Origin of the sequence: Methyloceanibacter methanicus, assembly GCF_001723285.1 — a bacterium.
GTDB classification, from domain to species: Bacteria; Pseudomonadota; Alphaproteobacteria; order Rhizobiales; family Methyloligellaceae; genus Methyloceanibacter; species Methyloceanibacter methanicus.
The window spans coordinates 322,540-342,248 of sequence record NZ_LPWG01000010.1 but is presented as its reverse complement, the minus strand read 5'-3'; the positions used below and the strand labels follow the sequence as shown (position 1 = coordinate 342,248).

At 64.6% G+C, this 19,709-nt stretch carries 19 protein-coding genes and 1 pseudogene; 11 read left to right on the top strand and 9 right to left on the bottom strand.

Annotated features, from left to right (window positions below; genetic code table 11):
• The first annotated feature begins 18 nt into the window (after positions 1-18).
• Positions 19-945, top strand: coding sequence for a sulfite exporter TauE/SafE family protein (locus tag AUC68_RS06585; RefSeq protein ID WP_069436881.1), 927 nt, complete (start codon positions 19-21; stop codon positions 943-945).
• A gap of 1 nt (position 946) precedes the next feature.
• Entirely contained in the window at positions 947-1,759 is an 813-nt protein-coding gene (locus AUC68_RS06580) for a TIGR02186 family protein (RefSeq protein ID WP_083240486.1), read from the top strand.
• A gap of 7 nt (positions 1,760-1,766) precedes the next feature.
• Here AUC68_RS06580 and pdeM read toward each other — a convergent pair whose 3' ends face one another.
• Together pdeM and AUC68_RS06565 are read right to left on the bottom strand one after the other, a co-directional pair.
• Positions 1,767-2,468, bottom strand: a complete 702-nt coding sequence (gene pdeM / locus AUC68_RS06575) for a ligase-associated DNA damage response endonuclease PdeM (protein WP_244500415.1) — start codon at positions 2,466-2,468, stop codon at positions 1,767-1,769.
• Between the two features lie 4 nt (positions 2,469-2,472).
• A pseudogene (locus AUC68_RS06565) lies at positions 2,473-5,023 on the bottom strand (ligase-associated DNA damage response DEXH box helicase).
• Positions 5,024-5,196: 173 nt separating this feature from the next.
• On the opposite strand from AUC68_RS06565, the gene AUC68_RS06560 reads away from it, so the two are divergent.
• Positions 5,197-5,562: a DUF6460 domain-containing protein gene (locus tag AUC68_RS06560; protein WP_069436877.1), complete on the top strand. Its 366-nt coding sequence runs from the start codon at positions 5,197-5,199 to the stop codon at positions 5,560-5,562.
• Here the strand turns inward: AUC68_RS06560 and arsC are convergent.
• From arsC to AUC68_RS06545, 3 genes are read right to left on the bottom strand one after another with little or no spacing between them, the layout of a single operon-like run.
• Positions 5,504-5,869, bottom strand: a complete 366-nt coding sequence (gene arsC, locus AUC68_RS06555; protein WP_069436876.1) for an arsenate reductase (glutaredoxin) — start codon at positions 5,867-5,869, stop codon at positions 5,504-5,506. The two genes, AUC68_RS06560 and arsC, sit on opposite strands and share 59 nt — an antisense overlap.
• Positions 5,866-6,954 carry a quinone-dependent dihydroorotate dehydrogenase gene (locus tag AUC68_RS06550; RefSeq protein WP_069436875.1) on the bottom strand — a complete coding sequence of 363 codons (1,089 nt, stop codon included), beginning with the start codon at positions 6,952-6,954 and terminating at the stop codon, positions 5,866-5,868. The genes arsC and AUC68_RS06550 overlap by 4 nt, the downstream gene beginning before the upstream one ends.
• Complete coding sequence (locus AUC68_RS06545; RefSeq protein WP_069437062.1) at positions 6,951-7,298, bottom strand: DUF952 domain-containing protein; 348 nt, start codon at positions 7,296-7,298, stop codon at positions 6,951-6,953. The genes AUC68_RS06550 and AUC68_RS06545 overlap by 4 nt, the downstream gene beginning before the upstream one ends.
• Before the next feature lie 173 nt (positions 7,299-7,471).
• Here AUC68_RS06545 and AUC68_RS06540 point away from each other — a divergent pair, with 173 nt between their 5' ends.
• Both AUC68_RS06540 and AUC68_RS06535 read left to right on the top strand, forming a co-directional pair.
• A complete protein-coding gene (locus AUC68_RS06540; RefSeq protein ID WP_069436874.1) occupies positions 7,472-8,113 on the top strand; it encodes a S24 family peptidase in 642 nt (213 codons plus the stop codon).
• A gap of 51 nt (positions 8,114-8,164) precedes the next feature.
• A complete protein-coding gene (locus AUC68_RS06535; RefSeq protein WP_069436873.1) occupies positions 8,165-8,800 on the top strand; it encodes a thermonuclease family protein in 636 nt (211 codons plus the stop codon).
• 102 nt (positions 8,801-8,902) lie between these two features.
• Here the strand turns inward: AUC68_RS06535 and AUC68_RS06530 are convergent, their stop codons facing one another.
• Together AUC68_RS06530 and AUC68_RS06525 are read right to left on the bottom strand one after the other, a co-directional pair.
• Positions 8,903-9,109: a hypothetical protein gene (locus AUC68_RS06530; protein ID WP_069436872.1), complete on the bottom strand. Its 207-nt coding sequence runs from the start codon at positions 9,107-9,109 to the stop codon at positions 8,903-8,905.
• A 444-nt stretch (positions 9,110-9,553) separates the two neighbouring features.
• Complete coding sequence (locus tag AUC68_RS06525; RefSeq protein WP_069436871.1) at positions 9,554-11,176, bottom strand: lysine--tRNA ligase; 1,623 nt, start codon at positions 11,174-11,176, stop codon at positions 9,554-9,556.
• Between the two features lie 202 nt (positions 11,177-11,378).
• Here AUC68_RS06525 and AUC68_RS06520 point away from each other — a divergent pair, with 202 nt between their 5' ends.
• Entirely contained in the window at positions 11,379-11,792 is a 414-nt protein-coding gene (locus AUC68_RS06520) for a tellurite resistance TerB family protein (protein WP_069436870.1), read from the top strand.
• 10 nt (positions 11,793-11,802) lie between these two features.
• Here AUC68_RS06520 and AUC68_RS06515 read toward each other — a convergent pair whose 3' ends face one another.
• A complete protein-coding gene (locus tag AUC68_RS06515) occupies positions 11,803-13,122 on the bottom strand; it encodes a hypothetical protein (protein ID WP_083240485.1) in 1,320 nt (439 codons plus the stop codon).
• Between the two features lie 439 nt (positions 13,123-13,561).
• On the opposite strand from AUC68_RS06515, the gene AUC68_RS06510 reads away from it, so the two are divergent.
• From AUC68_RS06510 to AUC68_RS06500, 4 genes are all read left to right on the top strand, one after another.
• The gene (locus AUC68_RS06510) at positions 13,562-14,494 is read left to right on the top strand and encodes a LysR family transcriptional regulator (RefSeq protein ID WP_069437060.1); all 933 of its coding nucleotides are present in this window, start codon (positions 13,562-13,564) and stop codon (positions 14,492-14,494) included.
• Positions 14,495-14,659: 165 nt separating this feature from the next.
• Positions 14,660-15,157 carry an HdeD family acid-resistance protein gene (locus AUC68_RS06505; protein WP_244500414.1) on the top strand — a complete coding sequence of 166 codons (498 nt, stop codon included), beginning with the start codon at positions 14,660-14,662 and terminating at the stop codon, positions 15,155-15,157.
• On the top strand, positions 15,085-15,288 hold the full coding sequence (locus AUC68_RS17615; RefSeq protein WP_244500428.1) for a DUF308 domain-containing protein: 204 nt from the start codon (positions 15,085-15,087) through the stop codon (positions 15,286-15,288). Before AUC68_RS06505 ends, AUC68_RS17615 begins: the two co-directional genes overlap by 73 nt.
• Before the next feature lie 150 nt (positions 15,289-15,438).
• Positions 15,439-16,308: a sterol desaturase family protein gene (locus AUC68_RS06500; RefSeq protein ID WP_069436869.1), complete on the top strand. Its 870-nt coding sequence runs from the start codon at positions 15,439-15,441 to the stop codon at positions 16,306-16,308.
• Positions 16,309-16,319: 11 nt separating this feature from the next.
• Here AUC68_RS06500 and AUC68_RS06495 read toward each other — a convergent pair whose 3' ends face one another.
• The gene (locus tag AUC68_RS06495) at positions 16,320-17,150 is read right to left on the bottom strand and encodes a transporter substrate-binding domain-containing protein (RefSeq protein ID WP_083240484.1); all 831 of its coding nucleotides are present in this window, start codon (positions 17,148-17,150) and stop codon (positions 16,320-16,322) included.
• Between the two features lie 311 nt (positions 17,151-17,461).
• On the opposite strand from AUC68_RS06495, the gene AUC68_RS06490 reads away from it, so the two are divergent.
• Positions 17,462-19,324, top strand: coding sequence for a glycosyltransferase family 2 protein (locus AUC68_RS06490; protein WP_158008250.1), 1,863 nt, complete (start codon positions 17,462-17,464; stop codon positions 19,322-19,324).
• Positions 19,325-19,709: the final 385 nt, after the last annotated feature.

Here is a 19,709-nt window from a genome sequence, read left to right as displayed (position 1 = left end):
CCTCTGACCGACCAGCCGATGTTCCAGATTTATCTGCCGATTGCCGAGATTTCAGTGAACCTCTTGGTGATGCTGGGTCTCGGTGCGGCGGTGGGGTTTCTGTCGGGCATGTTCGGCGTCGGCGGGGGCTTCCTGCTCACACCGTTTCTGATGCTTTCCGGCATCCCCCCCGCCATCGCCGTGGCCACGGGCGCCAATCAGATCGTCGGCACTTCGGTTTCCGGCACGCTCGCTCAGTGGCGGCGCGGCAATGTCGATCTGCACATGGGCGCCCTCCTGATCGCCGGCGGCGTCGCCGGCGCGCTCGTCGGCGTCCTCCTCTTGAAATATCTGCGCGGCGTGGGACAGGCAGGACTCATCATCTCGCTGACCTACGTCGTCTTTCTCGGCACGATCGGCGCGCTGATGCTGTGGGAGAGCGTCAACGTGATGCGGCGTCAGCGGGCGGGCAAGAGCGTGTCCGCACGGAAGTCGGGCCAGCACAATTGGATCCACGGCCTGCCCTTCAAGATGCGCTTTCCACGGTCGCGGCTCTACATCAGCGCCATTCCGCCGCTGGCGATCGGCGGATTGGTGGGACTGCTGGCGTCGTTCCTGGGCGTGGGCGGCGGCTTCATCATGGTTCCGGCCATGATCTACATTTTGCGCATGCCGACCAACATCGTCGTCGGCACGTCGATCTTTCAGATCATCTTCGTGACGGCGCTGGTGACGCTGTTGCACGCCACGCTGAACCACACGCTCGACATCCTTCTCGCTTTCCTGCTCATCATCGGCGGCGTCATCGGCGGCCAGTTCGGCGTGCGGGCGGGCCAGAAACTGCGCGGCGAGCAGCTCCGCGCGCTGCTGGCGCTTATGGTGCTCGGGGTCGCCGTCCGTATCCTGATCGACCTGGTTGCACGCCCGGCCGATATCTACAGCATCATTCCGGCGGCGGGAGGCTGAGATGGGCGTCTCTCGACTCGGCCTTCTACTCCTATTCGTGATGCTCCTTGGCGGTGCCGCGCGCGCCCAGGCTCCCGTGCCCCCGGCCCCCGTCGTCAAACCGGGGACCAGTCAGGAGAAGGTGCAGGCCGACATCTCGACCCGCCAGATCACCATCCAATCGAATTTCACCGGCATCGAGATCCTCATTTTCGGAAGTGTCGATTTCAGCGATGCCCGGATGCCGGCCAGCGGGACCTACGATGTGATCGCCGTGGTTCGCGGCCCAAACGATTCGGTCGTGGTGCGGAAGAAGACGCGCGTGGCCGGGCTCTGGATAAACGGCCCCGGCAAGACGTATACGGATATCCCAAGCTTCTACGCGGTTCTGTCCTCCCGGCCGATCCGGGCGATCGCTTCCGACGACACTCTGCGCGAACTTGGGATCGGCCTCTCGGCACTCGATTTCAGCCGCGACACGGCCGGCAGCCCGCAGGAGCAGAGCTTCAAATCCGCCCTGATCCGGCTGATGGAAGAAAGGAATCTGTACACGGTCAACGATTCCGGCGTGGTGTTTATCGGCCGCAGCCTGTTCCGCGGAACAGTTGCGTTGCCGGTGAACCTGTCCACGGGCCTCTATCTCGTGGACGTCTACCTCTTCCGCGACGGTGACCTTGCGAGCCGGACCAACGGGTCGTTGGAGGTCACCAAGGCCGGGATGGAGGCGACGATCTACAATCTCGCCTTCCACAAGCCGTTCCTGTACGGCCTGCTGGGCATCGCGATCGCCGTGCTCGCGGGGCTGATGGGCTGGTTCGCGTTCCGCCGTGACTAGCGGGCCCTCAGTCGGGCCGCAGCAAACTGCCCAACACGGGATAGACCGCGTGGCGCCCCATCATCCAGGCTTCGAGCTGCTGCCAGGAGAAGAGCGATTTGAAGGCCTCGTCCAGGACGTTGAGCCCGCCCGTATAGGCACCAAACGCCGGCATCACCAGGCGGCTGCCATCGGTGGCGAAGCAGCGGCGCCGGACAACGGTGCCGCGCCTGGAAATCCGCGCGATGGGATGCAGATGCCCGACGATCTCGGGGCCCATGGCCGTATTCGACGGCTCGTGCCGCAACACGACGCCCTCGATGGTGAGCGAGCCGCAGACCGTCCCGCCAACACTGTCGGGCAGATGCGGATCGTGGTTGCCGCAGATCCAAAACCAATCCCGCCCCTTTTGCAGCGACCGCAACAGCGCGAAATCGTCCTCAACTAGATTGTCGGCGCATTCGCTGCGGTGGAAGCTGTCGCCAAGCGCAATGACGCGGCTTGGATCGAGCGCGTCGATGATCCTTTGCAGCCGCGATAGGGTCGCCCGCGTGTCGTAGGGCGGAAGCAGCATGCCGCGGGCGGCAAAGGCCGCGCCCTTCTCCAAATGGAGATCGGCGACGAGCAACGCGTCTTGCGCCTGCCAGTACAGGGCGCCGGCCGTGAGCGGCTGCAGCGAATGTCGTCCGATCGTGAGATGCGAACGCAATGTCGGTGCGGTCTCTGGCATGAGATCAAGTCTGGCTTGCAGCATGCTCCCCCCCAGGGCTCTGCGTCTCTTCACCCAAGGCCCCTTCTCCCAGAGCTTCGGCGACGAGTTCTTCGGCGGTCTCACGCAACAGAGTGTCGCCGGCATCGCCCGGAACGCTTTCACGCCCGATATCGAGCATGACGGGAACGGCAAGCGGCGATACGCGACTCACCGCACTATGCCTGATTCGTCCGCCAATTCGCTTCAAGAATTCGCCCAGCCGCCGCAGATCGATGAGCCCGGTTGCCGCATCGGCAAAAGCGGCCTTCAGCAGGACGTGATCGGGCTCATGCTGGCGCAGGACATCGTAGATGAGATCGGAGGAGGCGGTCATCTGGCGCCCCGATTTCTCCTGACCAGGATGCCGCCGCTCGATCAGGCCGGAAATGATGGCGCAGACCCGGAAGGACCGCTTCATCAGATTGGATTCGGCGAGCCAGGCATCGAGGTCGTCGCCCAGCATGTCCTCGTCGAAGAGGTCCTTGAGGTCCAGGCGCCCGTTCGCAATCATGGCGCCCATATCGTTGAGGCCCCAGACCGCCAGCGCATATTCATTGGCGACAAAGCCGAGCGGTGCCGCGCCCGCCCGCTCCAGACGCCGCGTGAGAAGCATGCCGAGCGTCTGGTGGGCGAGCCTGCCCTCGAACGGATAGCAGACAAGATAGTGGCGCTGCCCGCGCGGAAAGGTCTCGATCAGCATTTCGCGCGCGTGGGAACGATCGAAAACGCCGATTGCAGCCTCAGCCAGTAGGAGACCTGGTCCGGCAATTTGGCCCAGTGCCGCCGCTCGGCCAGCATCAGACGCACGCGCTCGGCGAGATAGGTCGAGAGCGGGAACTTACCGCCCTCATAGGCGGGCACCTTGGCGTCCGTGGCATGCGCACGGGTGACGATCGCGTCCATCTCGCGCAAACCCTGGAAGCGCAACACCTCGCCCGCGAAGACGAAGGTGTCGCCGGCGCGAGTTGCTCGATGAAGTACTCCTCGACCTCGCCGAGAACGCGCCCGCCGGCGAGCATGCCCGTCGGCTTGAGCGCCCCGCCTTTCGCCCGCGCCAACCGCACGCGCAGCATCGGCGCCTCGACGATGGTGCCGACGTTCAAGCGGTATTGCTGCGCGATACGCGGATGGGCCACGCGGTAAGTGCCCTCTTTGGTGCGTTTCAGTTTGGCATAGCGATCGTAATTGGCGAGCGCGTAACCACCCGTCGCCACGAAGGCGAGCACCTGATCGAAGCTCTCGCGGGTGAGATCGCGATAGGGCGACGCGCTCGTGACCTCAGTAAAAAGAAAGTCGGAGTCGAAAGGTTCCGCGCAGGCCGTCCCGAGAATGTGCTGGGCGAGCACATCGAGCGCGCCGGGGCGCGTGGGCGGCGTGTCCTGCTGGCCTTCCGCCGCCGCCTCGAGCGCGGCCTGGCACTCCATGACCTCGAATCTGTTGGCCGGCACCAGGAGCGCCTTGCTGGGTTCGTCCAGCCGGTGGTTGGCGCGGCCGATCCGTTGCGCGAGCCGGCTTGCGCCTTTCGGGGCACCGACATTGACCACGAGATCGACATCGCCCCAGTCGATGCCGAGATCCAGCGTCGAGGTGCACACGACCGCGCGAAGCTTTCCGGCCACCATGGCCGCTTCGACTTTGCGCCGCTGACTCACGTCGAGCGACCCGTGATGGAGCGCGATCGGCAGATTGTCGTCGTTGCAGCGCCATAGCTCGTTGAACAGCAACTCGGCCTGCGAGCGCGTGTTGACGAACATGAGCGAGAGTTTGTGCGCCTTGATCGCCTCGTAGATTTCCGGAAGCGCATAGCGCGCTGAATGTCCGGCCCAGGGCACATCCGCGTCGGATTTGAGGATCGTAATGTCGGCCTTCACGCCGCCGGAGGTGGTGACGATGTCGGCGAAATGGGTCGCAGGCGCCCCGCCGTCGCCGTTCTGCGGCACCAGATAGGCCGAAAGCTCGAAGGGACGCGCGACCGTGGCCGACAGGCCTATCGCGCGCAAGTCCGGCGAGAGAGCCCGCAGACGCGCCAGATCCAAGGCCAGAAGATCGCCGCGCTTGCTGGCGCTCAAGGCATGCAACTCGTCGAGAACGACGCATTTGAGATTGCCGAAGATCTGGGCCGCGCTCTTGTGCGAAAGCATCAGCGCGATCTGTTCGGGCGTCGTCAGCAGAATATCGGGCGGCAAGATGCGCTGACGCGCGCGGCGGGATTGCGGCGTGTCGCCGGTCCGGGTCTCGATCTGCACGGGCAGGCCCATTTCGGCGACGGGTGTTGCAAGGTTGCGCGCGATGTCGGTCGCGAGCGCCTTGAGCGGCGAGACGTAGAGCGTGTGAACGCCGCTCTCGCGTTTGCCGGCACGCCGGCCGGCAAGATCGATCAGGCTCGGCAGGAACCCGGCGAGCGTCTTGCCGCCGCCCGTGGGCGCGATCAGGAGCGCGTCCGATCCGCCCGTCACCTTCTCCAGCAACTCGAGCTGGTGGGCGCGCGGATGCCAGCCCCGGGCGGCGAACCAGTCCGCGAACGGTTGGGGCAGTCGCGCAGCCGCAGGACTTGTGTCTCCCTCGGCCGGCGTCTCCTCGTTCGCGCGCGCACTGATCTCAGTCCCCGTCGCCTCTTCGCCGGCTGTTGCCTTGACCTTCCGGCTTCGTCCCCCCACCTGTCACGCAGACCCTGACTTATGCCCACGATGTGGAGGCCTGCGTGTTTATGGAACGGTTTTTTGGCGGCAATCCGGCTCTCGTCCTCGCCCGACTTGCGATCATATCCCTGATCGTCGGCGTCGTCCTGGCGGCGTTGGGCTTCAGCCCGTACGACCTGGTCCAGACCGTGCGCGACCTCATCCAGCGCATCTACGACATGGGCTTCGCCACGATCGAGAAGGGCTTCCGCTACTTCCTGCTCGGCGCCGTGATCGTGTTCCCGATCTGGTTCCTGATGCGGCTGTTCAAACTGTTTGGCCGCGACGACGATGCGCGGCCGGACGACTTGGTTCCGCCCGAGCGGGACGCACCGCTTACAACCGTGGTGACGGCCGAAGAATCGCCAGGACCGTCTCCGGCGGGCGGCCGATAGCGGCCTTGTTGCCGGCGACGACGATCGGCCGCTCGATCAGAACCGGGTTCTCGGCCATCAGCGCGATCAGCTCATCGTCCGAGACGGCGCGCTCCTTCAATCCGAGCTCGGCGTAGCGCGCTTCCTTGTTCCGCACGATGTCTTGCGGCTTCAAGCCGAGCTTGTTGAGAATGGCCTTGAGCTCGGCGGCACTCGGCGGGGTCTTCAGATACTCGACGATGTCCGGCTCGACGCCCTTCTCCTGCAGCAAGGCCAAGGTCTGGCGCGACTTCGAACAGCGCGGGTTGTGGTAGATCGTAACGGTCATACGGCGTTCTCCTGGAGCTCCTTGAGCGCCCATTCCTCGGCGCGGCGCCCGATGAGCGGCGCGAGCGAATTCGCGTGCGCCTCCGACACCGCCTGCACCAGACGGCGCTTGATGCGGGCGATCAGATCGGGCCCTTCGAAAATCAGTCCCGTATACATTTGGACGAGAGACGCGCCGGCTTCGATCTTGGCGAGGGCCGCGTCGGCGGAGTCGATCCCGCCCACGCCGATCAGCGGCATGGTGCCGGCCGTGAGCTTGTAGACTTTGGCGAGCATGCGCGTCGACCGCGCGAACAAAGGCCGCCCCGACAGCCCGCCCGGTTCGGCGATCAAGGTCCGGTCCGTCAGGCCGTCGCGGGCAAGCGTCGTGTTGGACACGATGATGCCGTCGGCGCCGCTGCCTTGAATGATCCCGACGATCTCCGGCAGAGCGGCGTCCGCAAGGTCCGGGGCCAGCTTGACGAAGAGCGGTGGGCGGGTGCCCGGGAGCGCGCGGCGCGCCTCCTCGACCTTGGTGAGAAGCGCCGCCAGCTCCTTCGGTGCCTGAAGATCCCGCAAGCCCGGCGTGTTGGGCGAGGAGATATTGACCGTCAGATAGGACGCGACGGGCGCCATGCGCGCCACGCCCTCCACATAGTCCGCGATCCGGTCCTCGCTGGTCTTGTTGGCCCCCAAATTGACCCCGACGATCCCCGGGACCCCTTTCTGCAGCCGGTCGAGCGCGGCGGCCTGGCCTTCATTGTTGAAGCCGAGCCGGTTCACCACGGCCCGGTCCTCGACCGAGCGAAACACGCGGGGCGCCTCGTTGCCCGGCTGTGGGCGCGGCGTGAGCGTGCCCACCTCGACGAATCCGAATCCCATGTCGAGCAGCGCGGCGGCGACCTTCGCGTCTTTGTCGAAGCCCGGCGCGATGCCGACGGGATTGGGAAATTCGAGCCCGCACAGCGTTTGGCGCAGGCGGGCGTCGTCCGGCACGAGGCAGCGCGGATAGAGCCCCAGTTCCAATGTTTTGATCGTCAAATTGTGCGCCCGCTCCGGGTCGAGCGCGAGCAAAAGCGATTGGCCCAGGCCGAAGAGCGGGTTCACGCGACGCCCTCTGGCAAGATGTGGCGATTGTCGGCGTCCAGCGCGAGGGGCACCTCGGCCACGATCGCGTCGAGCTCGAGCGGGCCGTAGAGGTGTGGGAAGAGATCGCCGCCACGGGATTCCTCCCATTTCAGCGAGGCGCCCAGCCGGTCCGGATCGACCGAGAGCAGGACGAGTTCCTCTTGCCCCGCATAGTGCTTGGACAAGGTTTCGGCGACCTGATGCCCGGCCGAGAAATGGATGAAGCCGTCGCGCAAATCGTCGGCCGTTCCGACGAAGCGCCCTTCGCTCTTGGCCGCGTCATACGCAGCGTCGGCTAGGATTTTGTAGATGGGCTTGACCATGGCACGCGGCGCCACACTAGCGGCCTTGCTTCCGGCCAACAAGGTCACACGCCATAGGCGCATTGCCTCGCCGCGCTCAATCCGCGCATGGTGGACCCCAGCCCCAAGATACGCCATAAGGGAGGGAATAGGTATTATTTCCTCATTAACAGTGATACTCTGGAGCCGATTCCTTGAAAAGGCTCACCCATGATCGGATCTGGTCCGCCATAGACGCACTGGCGGATCGCTACGGACTGTCCGTGTCGGGCCTCGCCAAACGCTCGGGGCTGGACCCGACCGCCTTCAACAAGTCGAAACGCGCGACGGGCGACGGGCGCCCCCGGTGGCCGACCACCGAGAGCATTGCCAAGGTCCTGGACGCAACGGGCGCGACGCTCGAGGACTTCACCACGCTTGCAACGGCCGAGCCGGGAACGGCGATGCGGAACGTCCCGATTCCGCTGATCGAACTGACGCGAGCCGGCGCCGGAGGTTTCTTCGACGATGGCGGCTGTCCCGTGGGCAGTGGCTGGGAGCAGGTCCGGTTCCCGTGGGTCGACGACGAAAAGGCCTACGCGCTCGAGGTCACCGGAGACGGCATGGAGCCGCTTTACCGCGCAGGGGACATCCTGATCGTCTCGCCCAACGCGCCGACGCAGAACGGCGACCGCGTCGTGGTCCGGACCACCGACGGGGAAGTCATGGCCAAGCTCCTCGTGGGGCGCGCCGCCACGACCATCGAGCTGGGCACCCTGAACTGCGATCAACCGAATTTCGTCTTCCCATTGGACCGGGTCGAATGGATCGCGCGCATCATCTGGGCCAGCCAATAGGCGCGCTCCGTTTCCACAAAGACGCCAAGCCGGCGCTCTAGGATCGCTCTTATGTTTCGCGTCACGCGCATTCTCATCGTCCTGGTCGCCCTCGGCGCATTGTGGGTCTTCTGGCCGTTCGGCAAATTTGACGGCGTGGTCCAGGTCGAACCGCCTCAACAAAACACCGGCGGCGGACAGCTTTTCACCCGGCCTCTGTCCAAGACCGCTTCCACGCCCGAAGCCCGGTCCGAACAGGAGGACGGCGCTCAAGACCTGGCGGCGGTGCCCGGCGTGACCGCCGAAGAGACGCAGCCGCCAAAGCCGCAACTGCAGCCGAAGCGCTTCTACCAGGTCGTCGTCCAGGACGGCGGGTCGCTGAAAGCCGGCAACACATCCATCCGCCTCGAAGGAATCGAAGTCGAAGGCCTGAGCGGCCAGTGCGAGGACACGCGCGGGCAGGCCTGGCCCTGCGGGCGCTTTGCCCGGTCCGCGCTGACACGGCTGATCCGGGGCCGCGCCGTCATTTGTCATGTGCCAATCAAGGGTCAGCACGAGGCCCTGACCGCGCGCTGCTCCGTGGGCGGCACGGACCTCTCGCTGTGGATGGTGGCGCAGGGCTGGGCCAAGCCGAAGGCACCCGCAACGGCCACTCTGAAGACCGCCGCGGACGCCGCCCAGGAGCGCCGCCTCGGGATCTGGCGCTGAGCTACCACGCGACTGCCACACCGAAAGACAAAAGAGAAGGCGCGGCCCCCGGGGGCTGGGACCGCGCCTTCGTGGCATTTGGAGAAGCCTGCAGTCGTCCGACTACATCTGCTCCTGCTCGGGCTCAGGCGGCGTGGTGCCGCTCTCGGTGGCCGCGGAGGCGTCCGCGGTCACCCAGCCCTTGGCGCAGCCATCCCGCCACTCCTCTGCGGAGATCTCCGCATCGTTGGACGAGTCGACCATCTGGAAGTTCAGCACGAACGGCGTGGCCTTGTCCTTGGACAGCGTATCGCCGTCAGGACCCGCCATCTGCCAGCCTTGTCGCACTCGGCCTCGCTCAGGATCTTGCCCGGGCGTCCGGACGGATCGTCCTTCATGGCGCCCTCAGGCACCGGAGCACCACCGCCGGCAAAGGCGTAAGTGGCCGTCGACAACAGAATCGCAGTCGTAAGTGCCGTGAGTTTCATCACATTACCTCCTTTTGCGTTTTTCAAGTCTCTCAAAACAAGACCGGCGAAAAACACGCTTCCGCTGGCCCAGCTACATGAAAAACGCAGATCCGGCTGTCGCCGTTCCGAATTCTTATGTGACGATTTGGCGGCAAATAAACCCGCCCTACTCAAACGGGTTACGCACTCATTGCCATCTTTTGGCTAAAATTGATGTCGGGCAGAGAAGATACTTGCTTCTACTGCCAACAGGTGCGTCAATAGTTTCAAACTATCCAATGCGCGCATAGGGCATTCCCCGCACCTATTCGAGTGCTTTGGCGATCAGCGCGCGGGTGTTCTCGATGCCGTAAAGCTGCACGAAGGAGCCGAAGCGCGGGCCTTGGCTTTGGCCGAGCAGAACCTGGTACAGCGCCTGGAACCAGGCCCGCAAAGGTTCGAACCCGTGCTCCTTGCCCACGGCGTAGACCTCGTTCTGAATCTCCTCCGCCAGAATCTTGTCCGGCATCGTGGCGAGCCGCTTGTCGAGTTCGACCAGCGCCTCGCGCTCCTTGCCGGTGGGCGCACGGTACTGCTTCGATGGCTTCACGAAGTCGTGGAAGTAGCGGATGGCATAGCCGACAAGCTCGTCGAGCAAGGGCTGGGTCTCGGGGGTCGCCTCGGGCGCGTAGCGCTGAATGAAGCCCCACAGCACGGACCGGTCCTCGGAGTTCGAGGCCGAGGCCAGGTTGAGCAGAAGCGCGAAGCTGATCGGCAGATCCGCCTGGGGCGGCGTGCCTTCGTGAATGTGCCAGACCGGATTCGTCAACTTGGCCGCCTGATCCTCCACCGGATAGGCGGCGAGGTGCCCGGCATACTCATCGACCGCACGGGGGATGACGTCGAAATAGAGCCGCTTGGCCTTTCTCGGGCTCTGATACATGTAGAGCGCCAGGCTTTCGGGCGAGGCATAGGACAGCCACTCCTCGATGGTCAGGCCGTTGCCGCGGGACTTGGAAATCTTCTCGCCATTCTCGTCGAGAAAGAGTTCGTAATTGAAGCCTTCGGGCTGCTGGCGGCCGAGGATGCGGCAGATGCGTCCGGACAGGCGCACCGAATCGATCAGATCCTTTCCGGCCATCTCGTAGTCCACGCCGAGCGCGGCCCAGCGCATCGCCCAGTCCGCCTTCCATTGCAGCTTGCAATGGCCGCGCGTGACGGAGACTTGCGTCAGCTTTTGCGTATCGGGGTCCTTGTAGAGAATGGAGCCCGCCGCAAGATCCCGGTCGATGATCGGCACTTGCAGCACCTTGCCGGTCGCCGGCGATATCGGCAGGAAGGGACTATAGGTGGCCCGCCGCTCCGGCCCCAGCGTCGGCAGGATCACGTCGCGGATCTCGTCGTAGTGCTCGAGCACCCGGAGCAGGGTCGCGTCGAACCGGCCCGAGGTGTAGCACTCGGTGGCCGAGAGAAACTCGTACGAGAAGCCGAACGTATCCAGGAAGGACTTCAGCCGCGCATTGTTGTGCTGGCCGAAGCTCGGGTATTCGCCGAACGGATCGGGCACCTGGGTCAGCGGCTTGCCGAGATGCGCGCCGATCATATCCTTGTTGGGGATGTTGTCCGGGACCTTCCGCAATCCGTCCATGTCGTCGGAAAAGCAGATCAGCCGCGTCGGGATCTTGTCTTCGGTGAGAACGCGAAACGCATGCCGGACCATGGTCGTGCGCGCGACTTCGCCGAAGGTGCCGATATGCGGCAAGCCGGACGGCCCGTAGCCGGTCTCGAAGATGATGGAGCCGGTCGGCTGCGGAATCCGCTTCAACCGGCTCAGGACTTTGCGCGCCTCCTCGAACGGCCAGGCCTTGCTCACATGGGCATGGGCCAGGAGTTCGGAATTGATTTCAATGGGCGCCGCGTCGCGGCCAGCATTGGTGGTCTCGGGCATGACAGACTTCAAGTGTGCTGAAGAAGCAGATATGGGCGCCGACGACGAAACGGCGCCTTCGAGAGGCAACAAATTTCACAGATTTTTCCGCGACGCCAGTATTTCCCAAACTTTCTTCTCCAACAGGCGCTTGCCGGGTCCGTCGCAATTTCATACCGTCGCGCCCGTTTGGAGATTTGCGGCCAGAGAGGGTTGAAAGCCGATGATCAAGTCCTTGGACCATCACGAAGCACTCATCTACACGATGGTCACGACCTCGGCGGTTGACCGGACCATGTCTGGTGCGGAGCTTGCCCGCATCGGGGAGATCGTTTCCAACCTGCCGGTCTTCGCTGACTACAACACCGACGGCCTGGTCGATGCCTCCCAAGCGTGCGGCGAGCTGCTCGGCAGCGAATCCGGTCTCGATCTCGTGCTCGAGCTGATCCGGAACGGTCTTCCCATGCGGCTGCGCGAGACGGCCTATGCGCTGGCCTTGGAAATCGCCGCGGCGGACCTGGACGTGCGTCCCGAGGAGACCCGTTTCCTGGAACTCCTGGCCGATGCGCTGCAGATCGACATGCTGACGAAGACGGCGATCGAGCGCGGCATTCGCGCCCGCAACAAGGTTCTGTAGATCCCACGCCCTAGCGCGCGAGCTTACCCGCACCCGAATAGAGGGCGCCGCCAATGACGCACGGCACGGCGATCTGCGCCTGCCCGAAGGCGGTCGCGGCCATGCAGCCCGTGGCGATCGCGATCGAGCCCGCGGTCCAGCCTTTCGACATGCCCGCGTCGGCCGTGAGCTGACGGCGCTCGGCGTCTTCGATCGCGCCGTACTGCTCCTTGCGGATCTTCTCGGCCTCGAACAACTCCGCCGCCTCGATGACGTCCTTCAAAGGCCCGGCGATCTCCTCGGGCTGATTGCCCAGCTCCGCGCGGTAAAGGCCGATCAACTCGCGATCGCGCTCCGCGTAAGAAGCGAGCGTCCATTTCGCGGTCCCGCCGGTCGTGACCTTCTCGACATCGTTGGCGTCCTTGCCCCAGCCCGAGGCGAGCTTGTCGAAGAACCCGGACTTCTGCGCGCCCTTGGACCATTGCAGGGCCTGCATGATGCGCATGACCGGCTCGTGCTGGCCCGAGGCGACGTAGTAGCCCCATAGCGCGTAGACGGCCGTGGTGCCGCCCGTGTCGAGCTCAATCGCCTGCAAGGTCGGCCGCCGCCCGTTGAGCAGGTCGTCGATCAGCGGTTTGCGCAGCGGCATCTTGCCGGCGTTCTTCACCAGTAGGTCCTGCCAGTCCGGGCGCCCGGAATAGGCGATCGCGCGGATGATGACCTCCTGTTCCTTGGGCGGCATGGGGAACATCTGCGGGATCAGCCCCGGCCCGTCATTCGGGTTCGTGCCGAGCACGCCGGCGATGAATCCGATGCAGAACCAGCGCTGCTCCTCGTCGGTGAACAGGCGATGGTCGCGCATGGCATGAACCGCGGCGGGCACCTTCCAATATTGCGGCCGGTCGCGATAGTTCGAGACCCAGTCGAGGAGTCGTTCGGCCGAGGCAAATTCCGGTGGACCGGCCGGTGGCGCTTCCGGCTGGGCCGCGGCCGGACTGGACGCCGGCGCGTAGGCCGTCGCGGCACCCTGAGGCGGCATGGGGGCCGCAGGCGCTGTACGCGCGGGCACTTGCTGGGCCGATCTCCGAAGTGTGGGCCGGTCGTAGAACGACTCGGAGCCGCCCTGATACGGCATGTCCGCCGTGGCGCTTGCGGTGTTGTCCTGGGAAGCGCTGGCTTGTGGCGCGGTGGTTTGCGGCGCGGACGGCACCGGCGCGCTCTTGGAAAAGGCGCTGCTGTTGGGCGCAAGCCCATCCGTGGCCGCGGCCGCGTCGGCAGCGAGAGCGGCAACGGGCCGAGCAAGGCCAAGCAGGCTCACGGCCGCAAGCGCGATTAACGAGGCGGTACGCATTCCATCAGCTTCCTCCCCCAGGCCCCAGAGTGCTGACGAACAAAGATCTAAGGTTACGCCCCACAGGCGCCACTCGTTCCGGAAATTGAGGAGTTTCAAGCACTTCGTGGCGATTTGAAGGCCGGCACGTTAACCATAACAAAAGGTTACCGCCGCTGGCGGCGCGAATGCCGCCCGAGGCCCGCCGAGTCGCTCCGCAAAGACGCTCCACCAAGACCCCTGAACCAAGACCCCTAAACCAAGGCCCCTGAAAGTCCGGCCGTCCTCACCACTGGCTCAGCAGAAGGACGGCCGGGGCCTCGCACTTCACGCCGCTAGGGAGCAATCTCGTTCGCGCGAGGTCATCACAGGGGCCCGTGCCTCGCGAGGCGCCCTCGATGAGCCTGTTGTCACCAGCATGCGGCTTCTCGTAGAATTAATCCAATTGATAGGATCGATGATGGATATCGATCATACTAATCTCAGCCGCCTGGATCTCAATCTCCTGGTCGCGTTCGACGCCCTCCTGTCGGAGCGCAGCGTGACGCGAGCCGCGAGCCGGATCGGTCTTGGCCAATCGGCCATGAGTCACAATCTGGCACGGCTCCGCCGCCTCTTCGACGATGAACTCATGACCCGGGGTGCGGACGGGATGCGGCCCACGCCGCGGGCCCTGGCGCTGGCCGAGCCAGTCCGCAATGCCCTGAGAACAGTGCAGTCCGCCGTGTTGGAAAGCGGCACGTTCAATCCCGCCACAGCCGATCGCGTGTTCCGGATCGGTCTCGCCGACTCCATCGAAGTGGCGATCATGCCGGCCCTGATCGAGCGGCTGCAAGCGATCGCGCCGGGCGTGTCCATACGATTGCGGCCGGCGAACCGCACTGACGTTCTCGAAGAACTCGACACGGGTCAATTGGACCTCGGGATCGGCGTCTTTGAACAGGGGCAGGTCCACCATTTCCGCCGGCAGCTCTATACGGACCACTTCCTGTGCCTGTTCAGTCCCGAGCAGCTCGGCGTGTCCGCGCCGCTCTCGCTCGGGGACTACCTGAATTTCCCGCACATCCTGACAAGCCTCGCAGACGACACGCGGGGCGTGGTGGACGAGGCCCTCGCCAAGCGAAAGCTCCGGCGCAAGGTCATCATGACCACGCCGGGCTTCCTCGCGGTCCCCTTCGTCGTGCGCCGGGCGCCCGTGATGACCACGATGCCCTCCCGGCTCGCGCACTACTTCGCCGATGCATTCGGGCTCGCAACCAGCCCGGTCCCCATCAAATTGCCGCGCTTCGCGATCTCGCTACTCTGGCACGGCAGCTTCAACCGGGACTTGAGCCATTCCTGGTTACGCCAGACCATCGCCTCGCTCGCGTCCGAAGACATCCTCGAGCTCTGACTTCCGGGCGTTGCGTACGCGCTCAGCCACGGCTTCGGCCCCTGCAACTCCCCAAGCCGCAACATGCGCGTTATATTGGCGCCCCATGATCTGGCCGCGCGCACCGCGAGACAAACGGGACGGCGCATCACACGCAAACTCGATCCAATGCCGAAGGGGGCAACGATGGCGGAAAGCACAAACGCAAAAGACCTGACGGAGCAGCAGGAAGCGCTCAGCGAGGTTCTGGCCGAGCAATGGTGGGTCGTGGCCTTGCGCGGCGTGATCGCTGTCATTTTCGGCCTGATCTGCTTCTTCTTCACGCCGGCCGCGATCCTCGCCGCCGTCTTGTTCTTCTCCGCCTATATGCTTGTCGACGGCGTTCTTGCCATCGTGTCCGGCGTCAAGGCCGCGCGCAACGGACAGCGCTGGGGCCTGTTGATCCTCGAGGGCATCGTCGACATCGCCGCGGGCATCATCGCCTTCGCGTGGCCGGGCATGGCCGCCGTCGTCTTCGTGCTTCTCATCGGCATCTGGGCCGTCATCTCCGGCGCCTCCTGGTCTATGCCGCTTTCAGCCTCAAGCTCGACCATGGCCGCTGGTGGCTCGCACTGGCCGGTGTCGCCTCCATCGTTTTCGGCATCCTGCTGTTCATCGCACCGGTCATCGGCGCGGTGGTCCTGACCTGGTGGATCGGCGCCTACGCCGTCGCGTTCGGCATCCTGCTGCTGGTCCTCGGATTCAAGCTGCATGGCAAGAAGGCCGACAACGCGGCCAAAACGCCGCCGGCAGCGGACGCCGCGACAAAAGCGTAGGGGCGCACGGGCGATCGATACGCGCCAATTGGGGCGGTGCCGGCGGCACCGCCCTTCCTTGCTGAGGGTCCAGCCGTCGGGAGACCGCCTCGCGGCGTTTTGATCGCCGCGCCATTGGTTTGCGCGGGCAAGCGCGCCACACTGCCGCCCATGCAAGGTCCGTTTTCCTTCGACGACACGATGGTGCGGCTCGGTGTGTTCGCCGGACTCTTCATCCTGTTCGCCTTGATCGAACGCCTTCTTCCGCGGCGACGGCTCATCGCCTCGAAAGGACGCCGCTGGCTCACCAATCTCGGCATCGGCGCAACGGCCAGCGTGCTACTGCGGCTCATGGCGGCGCTCGCCGTGCCGCTGACCGCATTTGCCGCCGCCTTCTACGCCCAGCACAACGGGCTCGGCCTCTTGAATGCCGTGGATTGGCCGGCCTGGATCAAGGTCGTCATCGCCCTGGCCGTGCTGGATCTCGCGATCTGGGCCCAGCATCTCGCTTCCCACAAGATCCCGGTCCTGTGGCGGCTCCATCAGGTGCACCACGCCGATCGCGACATCGACGTGACCACGGCGATCCGCTTCCACCCGGTCGAGATCGGCCTGTCCATGCTGTGGAAGATGGCCGTGGTGATTCCGCTCGGGGCTTCGCCGCTCGCCGTGTTCCTGTTCGAAGTGATCCTCAATGGCTGCGCGATGTTCAACCACGCCAATATCGACCTGCCGCGTCCGCTGGACCGGCTCTTGCGCCTCGCGATCGTCACGCCGGACATGCACCGGGTGCACCATTCGGTCTATCGGACCGAGCACGACTCAAATTACGGCTTCAACTTGTCCATCTGGGACCGCCTGTTCCGCACCTACACGGCGCAACCGAAGGATGGGCATCTGGGCATGCGCATCGGACTTACCTCCTATCAGACCACGGCGCCCACGCGTTTCGGTTGGAGCCTGTGGCTGCCGTTTCAAATGCGTCAGGGCTCCCCGAACCGCCCGGCGGAAGACGCACCCAACGCCAAGACCGAGGCTTGAACGGCGTTTGCCTAAAAGAAGCTCATTGGGAAGTAGCGCAGGAAGAGTTCTTCATAGGTGCCGCGCGCATGCACCTGCTCAAGCGCGTAATTCAGGGCCCGGACGAGATTGCGGTTCCCCTTCTTGACGGCGATGCCGACACCTTCGCCGAAGAACCGGGAATCCAAATAGGGCCCGCCGCGAAACTCGCAACAGCGGTCGCTACCCACGCCGTTGAACCAAAAGGCGAGCGAGACCCCGTCCGCGAACACGAGGTCGATGGCGCCCTCCTTGAGCGCCTTCTGCGCCGCTTCGCTCGTATCGAACGCGGCGATCGCGGCATCCGGGAAGAAGGTCTTGAGATAAGCCTCGTGCCCGCTGTTCTTGGCCACGCCGATCTTGAGGCCCTCGATGGTCTCGGGGCGGATATCGGTGATTTCGCTCTCTTTGCGTGCGGCGAAACGGCGCGGGCGCGCGTAATAGCGCGAGGTGAAGTCGGCGGACTTGAGGGCCTCGGCCGTGATGCGGATCGAAGCGATCGCCGCATCCGCATCGCCGTTCTCGATCGCAGGGATGAGGCTGCTCCAGTTCGTCGCCTCGATCTGGCACTCGACCCCAAGCACCTCGCAAATCGCCTGGGCGAGGTCCACATTGAAGCCGGTCAGTGCTCCGACCTCGTCGTAATAGTGGAAGGGCGGGTAGTCGGAATCGGTGATGAACCGGATCTTCTTGATGTTCTTCAAATCGGGCTTGGGCCGGTAGGCGTCGCCCTGCCAGGCATCCGGGACAATCGGTTTGACCTGGGGACTGGGGGTCTGCGCACGGGCGGCGGTCCACGCCAGCCCCGCGATCGCGAGCGCCATCAGGCATAACCGACCGGCGCCGCCAAACCTCTCATCATTCGAAGACCACCACGCATCGTTCAACGCTCCCTCTTAGCGCGGCTCGACGGCGTTCGCCAGAGCGGGCGCCCGCTTTTGGGGTGTAGAGTTTCAATATGCAATTCATAGCTGTATTGAGCCGAATACTGAACGGCGGCTGCAATCAATCGTTGCAACAAGCGATAAATGCGAAACAATACTTACAGGTGCTTCTTGGGGGAAATACCCGTGATGCTTGTTCAAGAAACCCCGGCCGGTCGCCGCCAGGCGCCTCTCCCGGCGACGACGCATCCTTGCCGGCGGCAGTTGAATACGGCTTTCTTCTTGGCCCGCATTTGGACCTCGCGACTCTTGCGCATGCCTGCCGCGTGGCCGAGCGCTGGGGCGTCCATCCGCATGAGGTCCTGATCGCCAGCGGCTGCATCGACGAGGCCACCTATGTCAGCGCCCTCGGGACCTCCGCCGGCGTCCCTTTCCGGACCAAGATCGCAACCTGCAACGTCGCCGTTCCGGGCACGGCGACCCTGCGGCAATGCTTGAAGACACCGATCCTCGAAGAGATTGCCCCGGCCCGGCGGTTGCTCCTTGGCTTTGACCGGTTGCGTCCCTTCGACGTGCGGACGCTGCTCGCCCGGCTGACGCAGCATCCCGTTGCTCTCGCGTCTCCAAGCGAGCTTCGCCGCGCGATGCGCGATCACTTCAGCCCTGGCCTCGTCCATGACGCCGTCCATATGCTGGCATCCCGCCGCCCTCATTTGAGCGCCCTCCGGCCTGCCATGCCGTGGCAAATCTGGGCCTTCGTGCTCGGCTGCGCGGCCCTCGCCATGGCGGTTCTGACCGCGCCGACGGCCACGGTCCACGCCGTCTCGATCTGTCTTGCCTGCGTGTTCGTGCCCGTGATCGTCTTCCGCCTGCTGGCAGCCGCCTTGCTCGCGCGTGCCGAATCTCCCTCGCACGAGCGCGACGAGGACCCGACCCCGGACTCGCAGCTGCCGACCTACACCATTCTCGCCCCGCTCTGTCGCGAGGCCCATATGGTGGAGCCGCTTCTGCACGCACTCTCCAAGCTCGATTGGCCAACCGCGAAGCTCGACATCAAGCTCGTCCTGGAAGCCGCGGATGCCGAGACGATCGCCGCGGCCCGCGCGCTAAGTCTGCCGGCGAACGTCGAAATCGTGGTCGTGCCGGACCGCGCGCCCCACACCAAGCCCAAGGCGCTGAACTACGCGCTGCCCCTGGCGCGCGGCGACTATCTCGTCGTCTATGACGCGGAAGACCGGCCAGAGCCCGATCAGTTGCGGCGCGCGCATGCGGCCTTTCGCTTGGGCCCGTCGAACCTCGCCACGGTGCAGGCGCGGCTGAACATCTACAACCCGGACGCAAACTGGCTGACGCGGCAATTCACGATCGAGTACTCGGCACTGTTCGACGGACTCCTGCCCCTTCTCGATACGCTGAAACTGCCCATCCCGCTCGGCGGGACATCCAACCATTTCCGCGTGGCCGCCCTCAAATGGCTGCTCGCCTGGGACCCCTATAACGTGACGGAGGATGCCGATCTCGGCGCGCGCCTCTCACGCAGCGGATACCGTTGTGCGGTCATCGGCTCCACCACATACGAAGAAGCGCCCGCGCGGCTCGGGAGTTGGATCCCGCAGCGGACCCGCTGGCTCAAAGGGTTCATCCAGACCTGGCTCGTCCATATGCGGGCACCGCGCACGCTTCTGCGCGAGTTGGGACTGCGCGGCTTTCTGGCCTTTCACATCATGATCGGGGGAACCATCCTCTCCGCGCTGGTCCATCCCTGGTTCTACGGGCTCTTGGCGATAGAGCTCGGCGGCGGCCAGTTCCTGGCCTTACCTCAATCCGTGTTGGGCCTTCCCTTTTGGACGATCTCGCTGTTCAGCCTCGTCGCGGGCTACGGGGCCGCGATGGCGCTTGGCTTTCTCGCCCTGCGCCGGCGCGGCCTCGATCGGCTTGTCTGGCAGGTCCCGCTCATGCCGCTCTACTGGCTCCTGATCTCGGTGGCAGCCTACCGGGCCGTGTGCCAGTTCGCCGTCGCCCCCTTCAAATGGGAGAAGACGGATCATGGCACGGCGGAGTCGGTTGCCCGGCCTGCCTACTCCTGCAGACCGGGCCGACCGCCGGCGGCATAGATGAGTTTCAAGAAGGAACGATACATCTGCCGCGGCATTCCTGCGGCAACCCAGGATCACGCAGTCGCAAAGTCCGGCGAGAGAGGGCCACGCAAGGGCCTTGCGCTGTCGAATGTTCCTGAGGTTACCGGCTAGGACTCGTCAGGAACGCAGGCCTGACTGTCCTCGTCCCAATGCGTGCCGGTTGCACAGTCTTCTTGCGCAAAGGCGACCGAGGAAACCACCGCGAAAGCAAACGCGGCAATCATTGCAACTAGAGTCCTCATGGATCCATTTCCTAGAAAAAACGCCGGAAACCGGCCAAGGAAGCGTGTACGGACCCACGGCGGCAAATCCGGGACGGACCGGCGCAAGACTCGGGACTTTTTTGAGCGCTGGATTGTGG

Excerpts from the sequence above, each read along its gene's own strand:
- AUC68_RS06585 (WP_069436881.1), top strand. The coding sequence starts at position 19 with ATGTTCCAGATTTATCTGCCGATTGCCGAGATTTCAGTGAACCTCTTG.
- AUC68_RS06580 (WP_083240486.1), top strand. The coding sequence starts at position 947 with ATGGGCGTCTCTCGACTCGGCCTTCTACTCCTATTCGTGATGCTCCTT.
- pdeM (WP_244500415.1), bottom strand. The coding sequence starts at position 2,468 with ATGCCAGAGACCGCACCGACATTGCGTTCGCATCTCACGATCGGACGA.
- AUC68_RS06560 (WP_069436877.1), top strand. The coding sequence starts at position 5,197 with ATGGAACGGTTTTTTGGCGGCAATCCGGCTCTCGTCCTCGCCCGACTT.
- arsC (WP_069436876.1), bottom strand. The coding sequence starts at position 5,869 with ATGACCGTTACGATCTACCACAACCCGCGCTGTTCGAAGTCGCGCCAG.
- AUC68_RS06545 (WP_069437062.1), bottom strand. The coding sequence starts at position 7,298 with ATGGTCAAGCCCATCTACAAAATCCTAGCCGACGCTGCGTATGACGCG.
- AUC68_RS06535 (WP_069436873.1), top strand. The coding sequence starts at position 8,165 with ATGTTTCGCGTCACGCGCATTCTCATCGTCCTGGTCGCCCTCGGCGCA.
- AUC68_RS06530 (WP_069436872.1), bottom strand. The coding sequence starts at position 9,109 with ATGGCGGGTCCTGACGGCGATACGCTGTCCAAGGACAAGGCCACGCCG.
- AUC68_RS06525 (WP_069436871.1), bottom strand. The coding sequence starts at position 11,176 with ATGCCCGAGACCACCAATGCTGGCCGCGACGCGGCGCCCATTGAAATC.
- AUC68_RS06520 (WP_069436870.1), top strand. The coding sequence starts at position 11,379 with ATGATCAAGTCCTTGGACCATCACGAAGCACTCATCTACACGATGGTC.
- AUC68_RS06515 (WP_083240485.1), bottom strand. The coding sequence starts at position 13,122 with ATGCGTACCGCCTCGTTAATCGCGCTTGCGGCCGTGAGCCTGCTTGGC.
- AUC68_RS06510 (WP_069437060.1), top strand. The coding sequence starts at position 13,562 with ATGGATATCGATCATACTAATCTCAGCCGCCTGGATCTCAATCTCCTG.
- AUC68_RS06505 (WP_244500414.1), top strand. The coding sequence starts at position 14,660 with ATGGCGGAAAGCACAAACGCAAAAGACCTGACGGAGCAGCAGGAAGCG.
- AUC68_RS06500 (WP_069436869.1), top strand. The coding sequence starts at position 15,439 with ATGCAAGGTCCGTTTTCCTTCGACGACACGATGGTGCGGCTCGGTGTG.
- AUC68_RS06495 (WP_083240484.1), bottom strand. The coding sequence starts at position 17,150 with ATGGCGCTCGCGATCGCGGGGCTGGCGTGGACCGCCGCCCGTGCGCAG.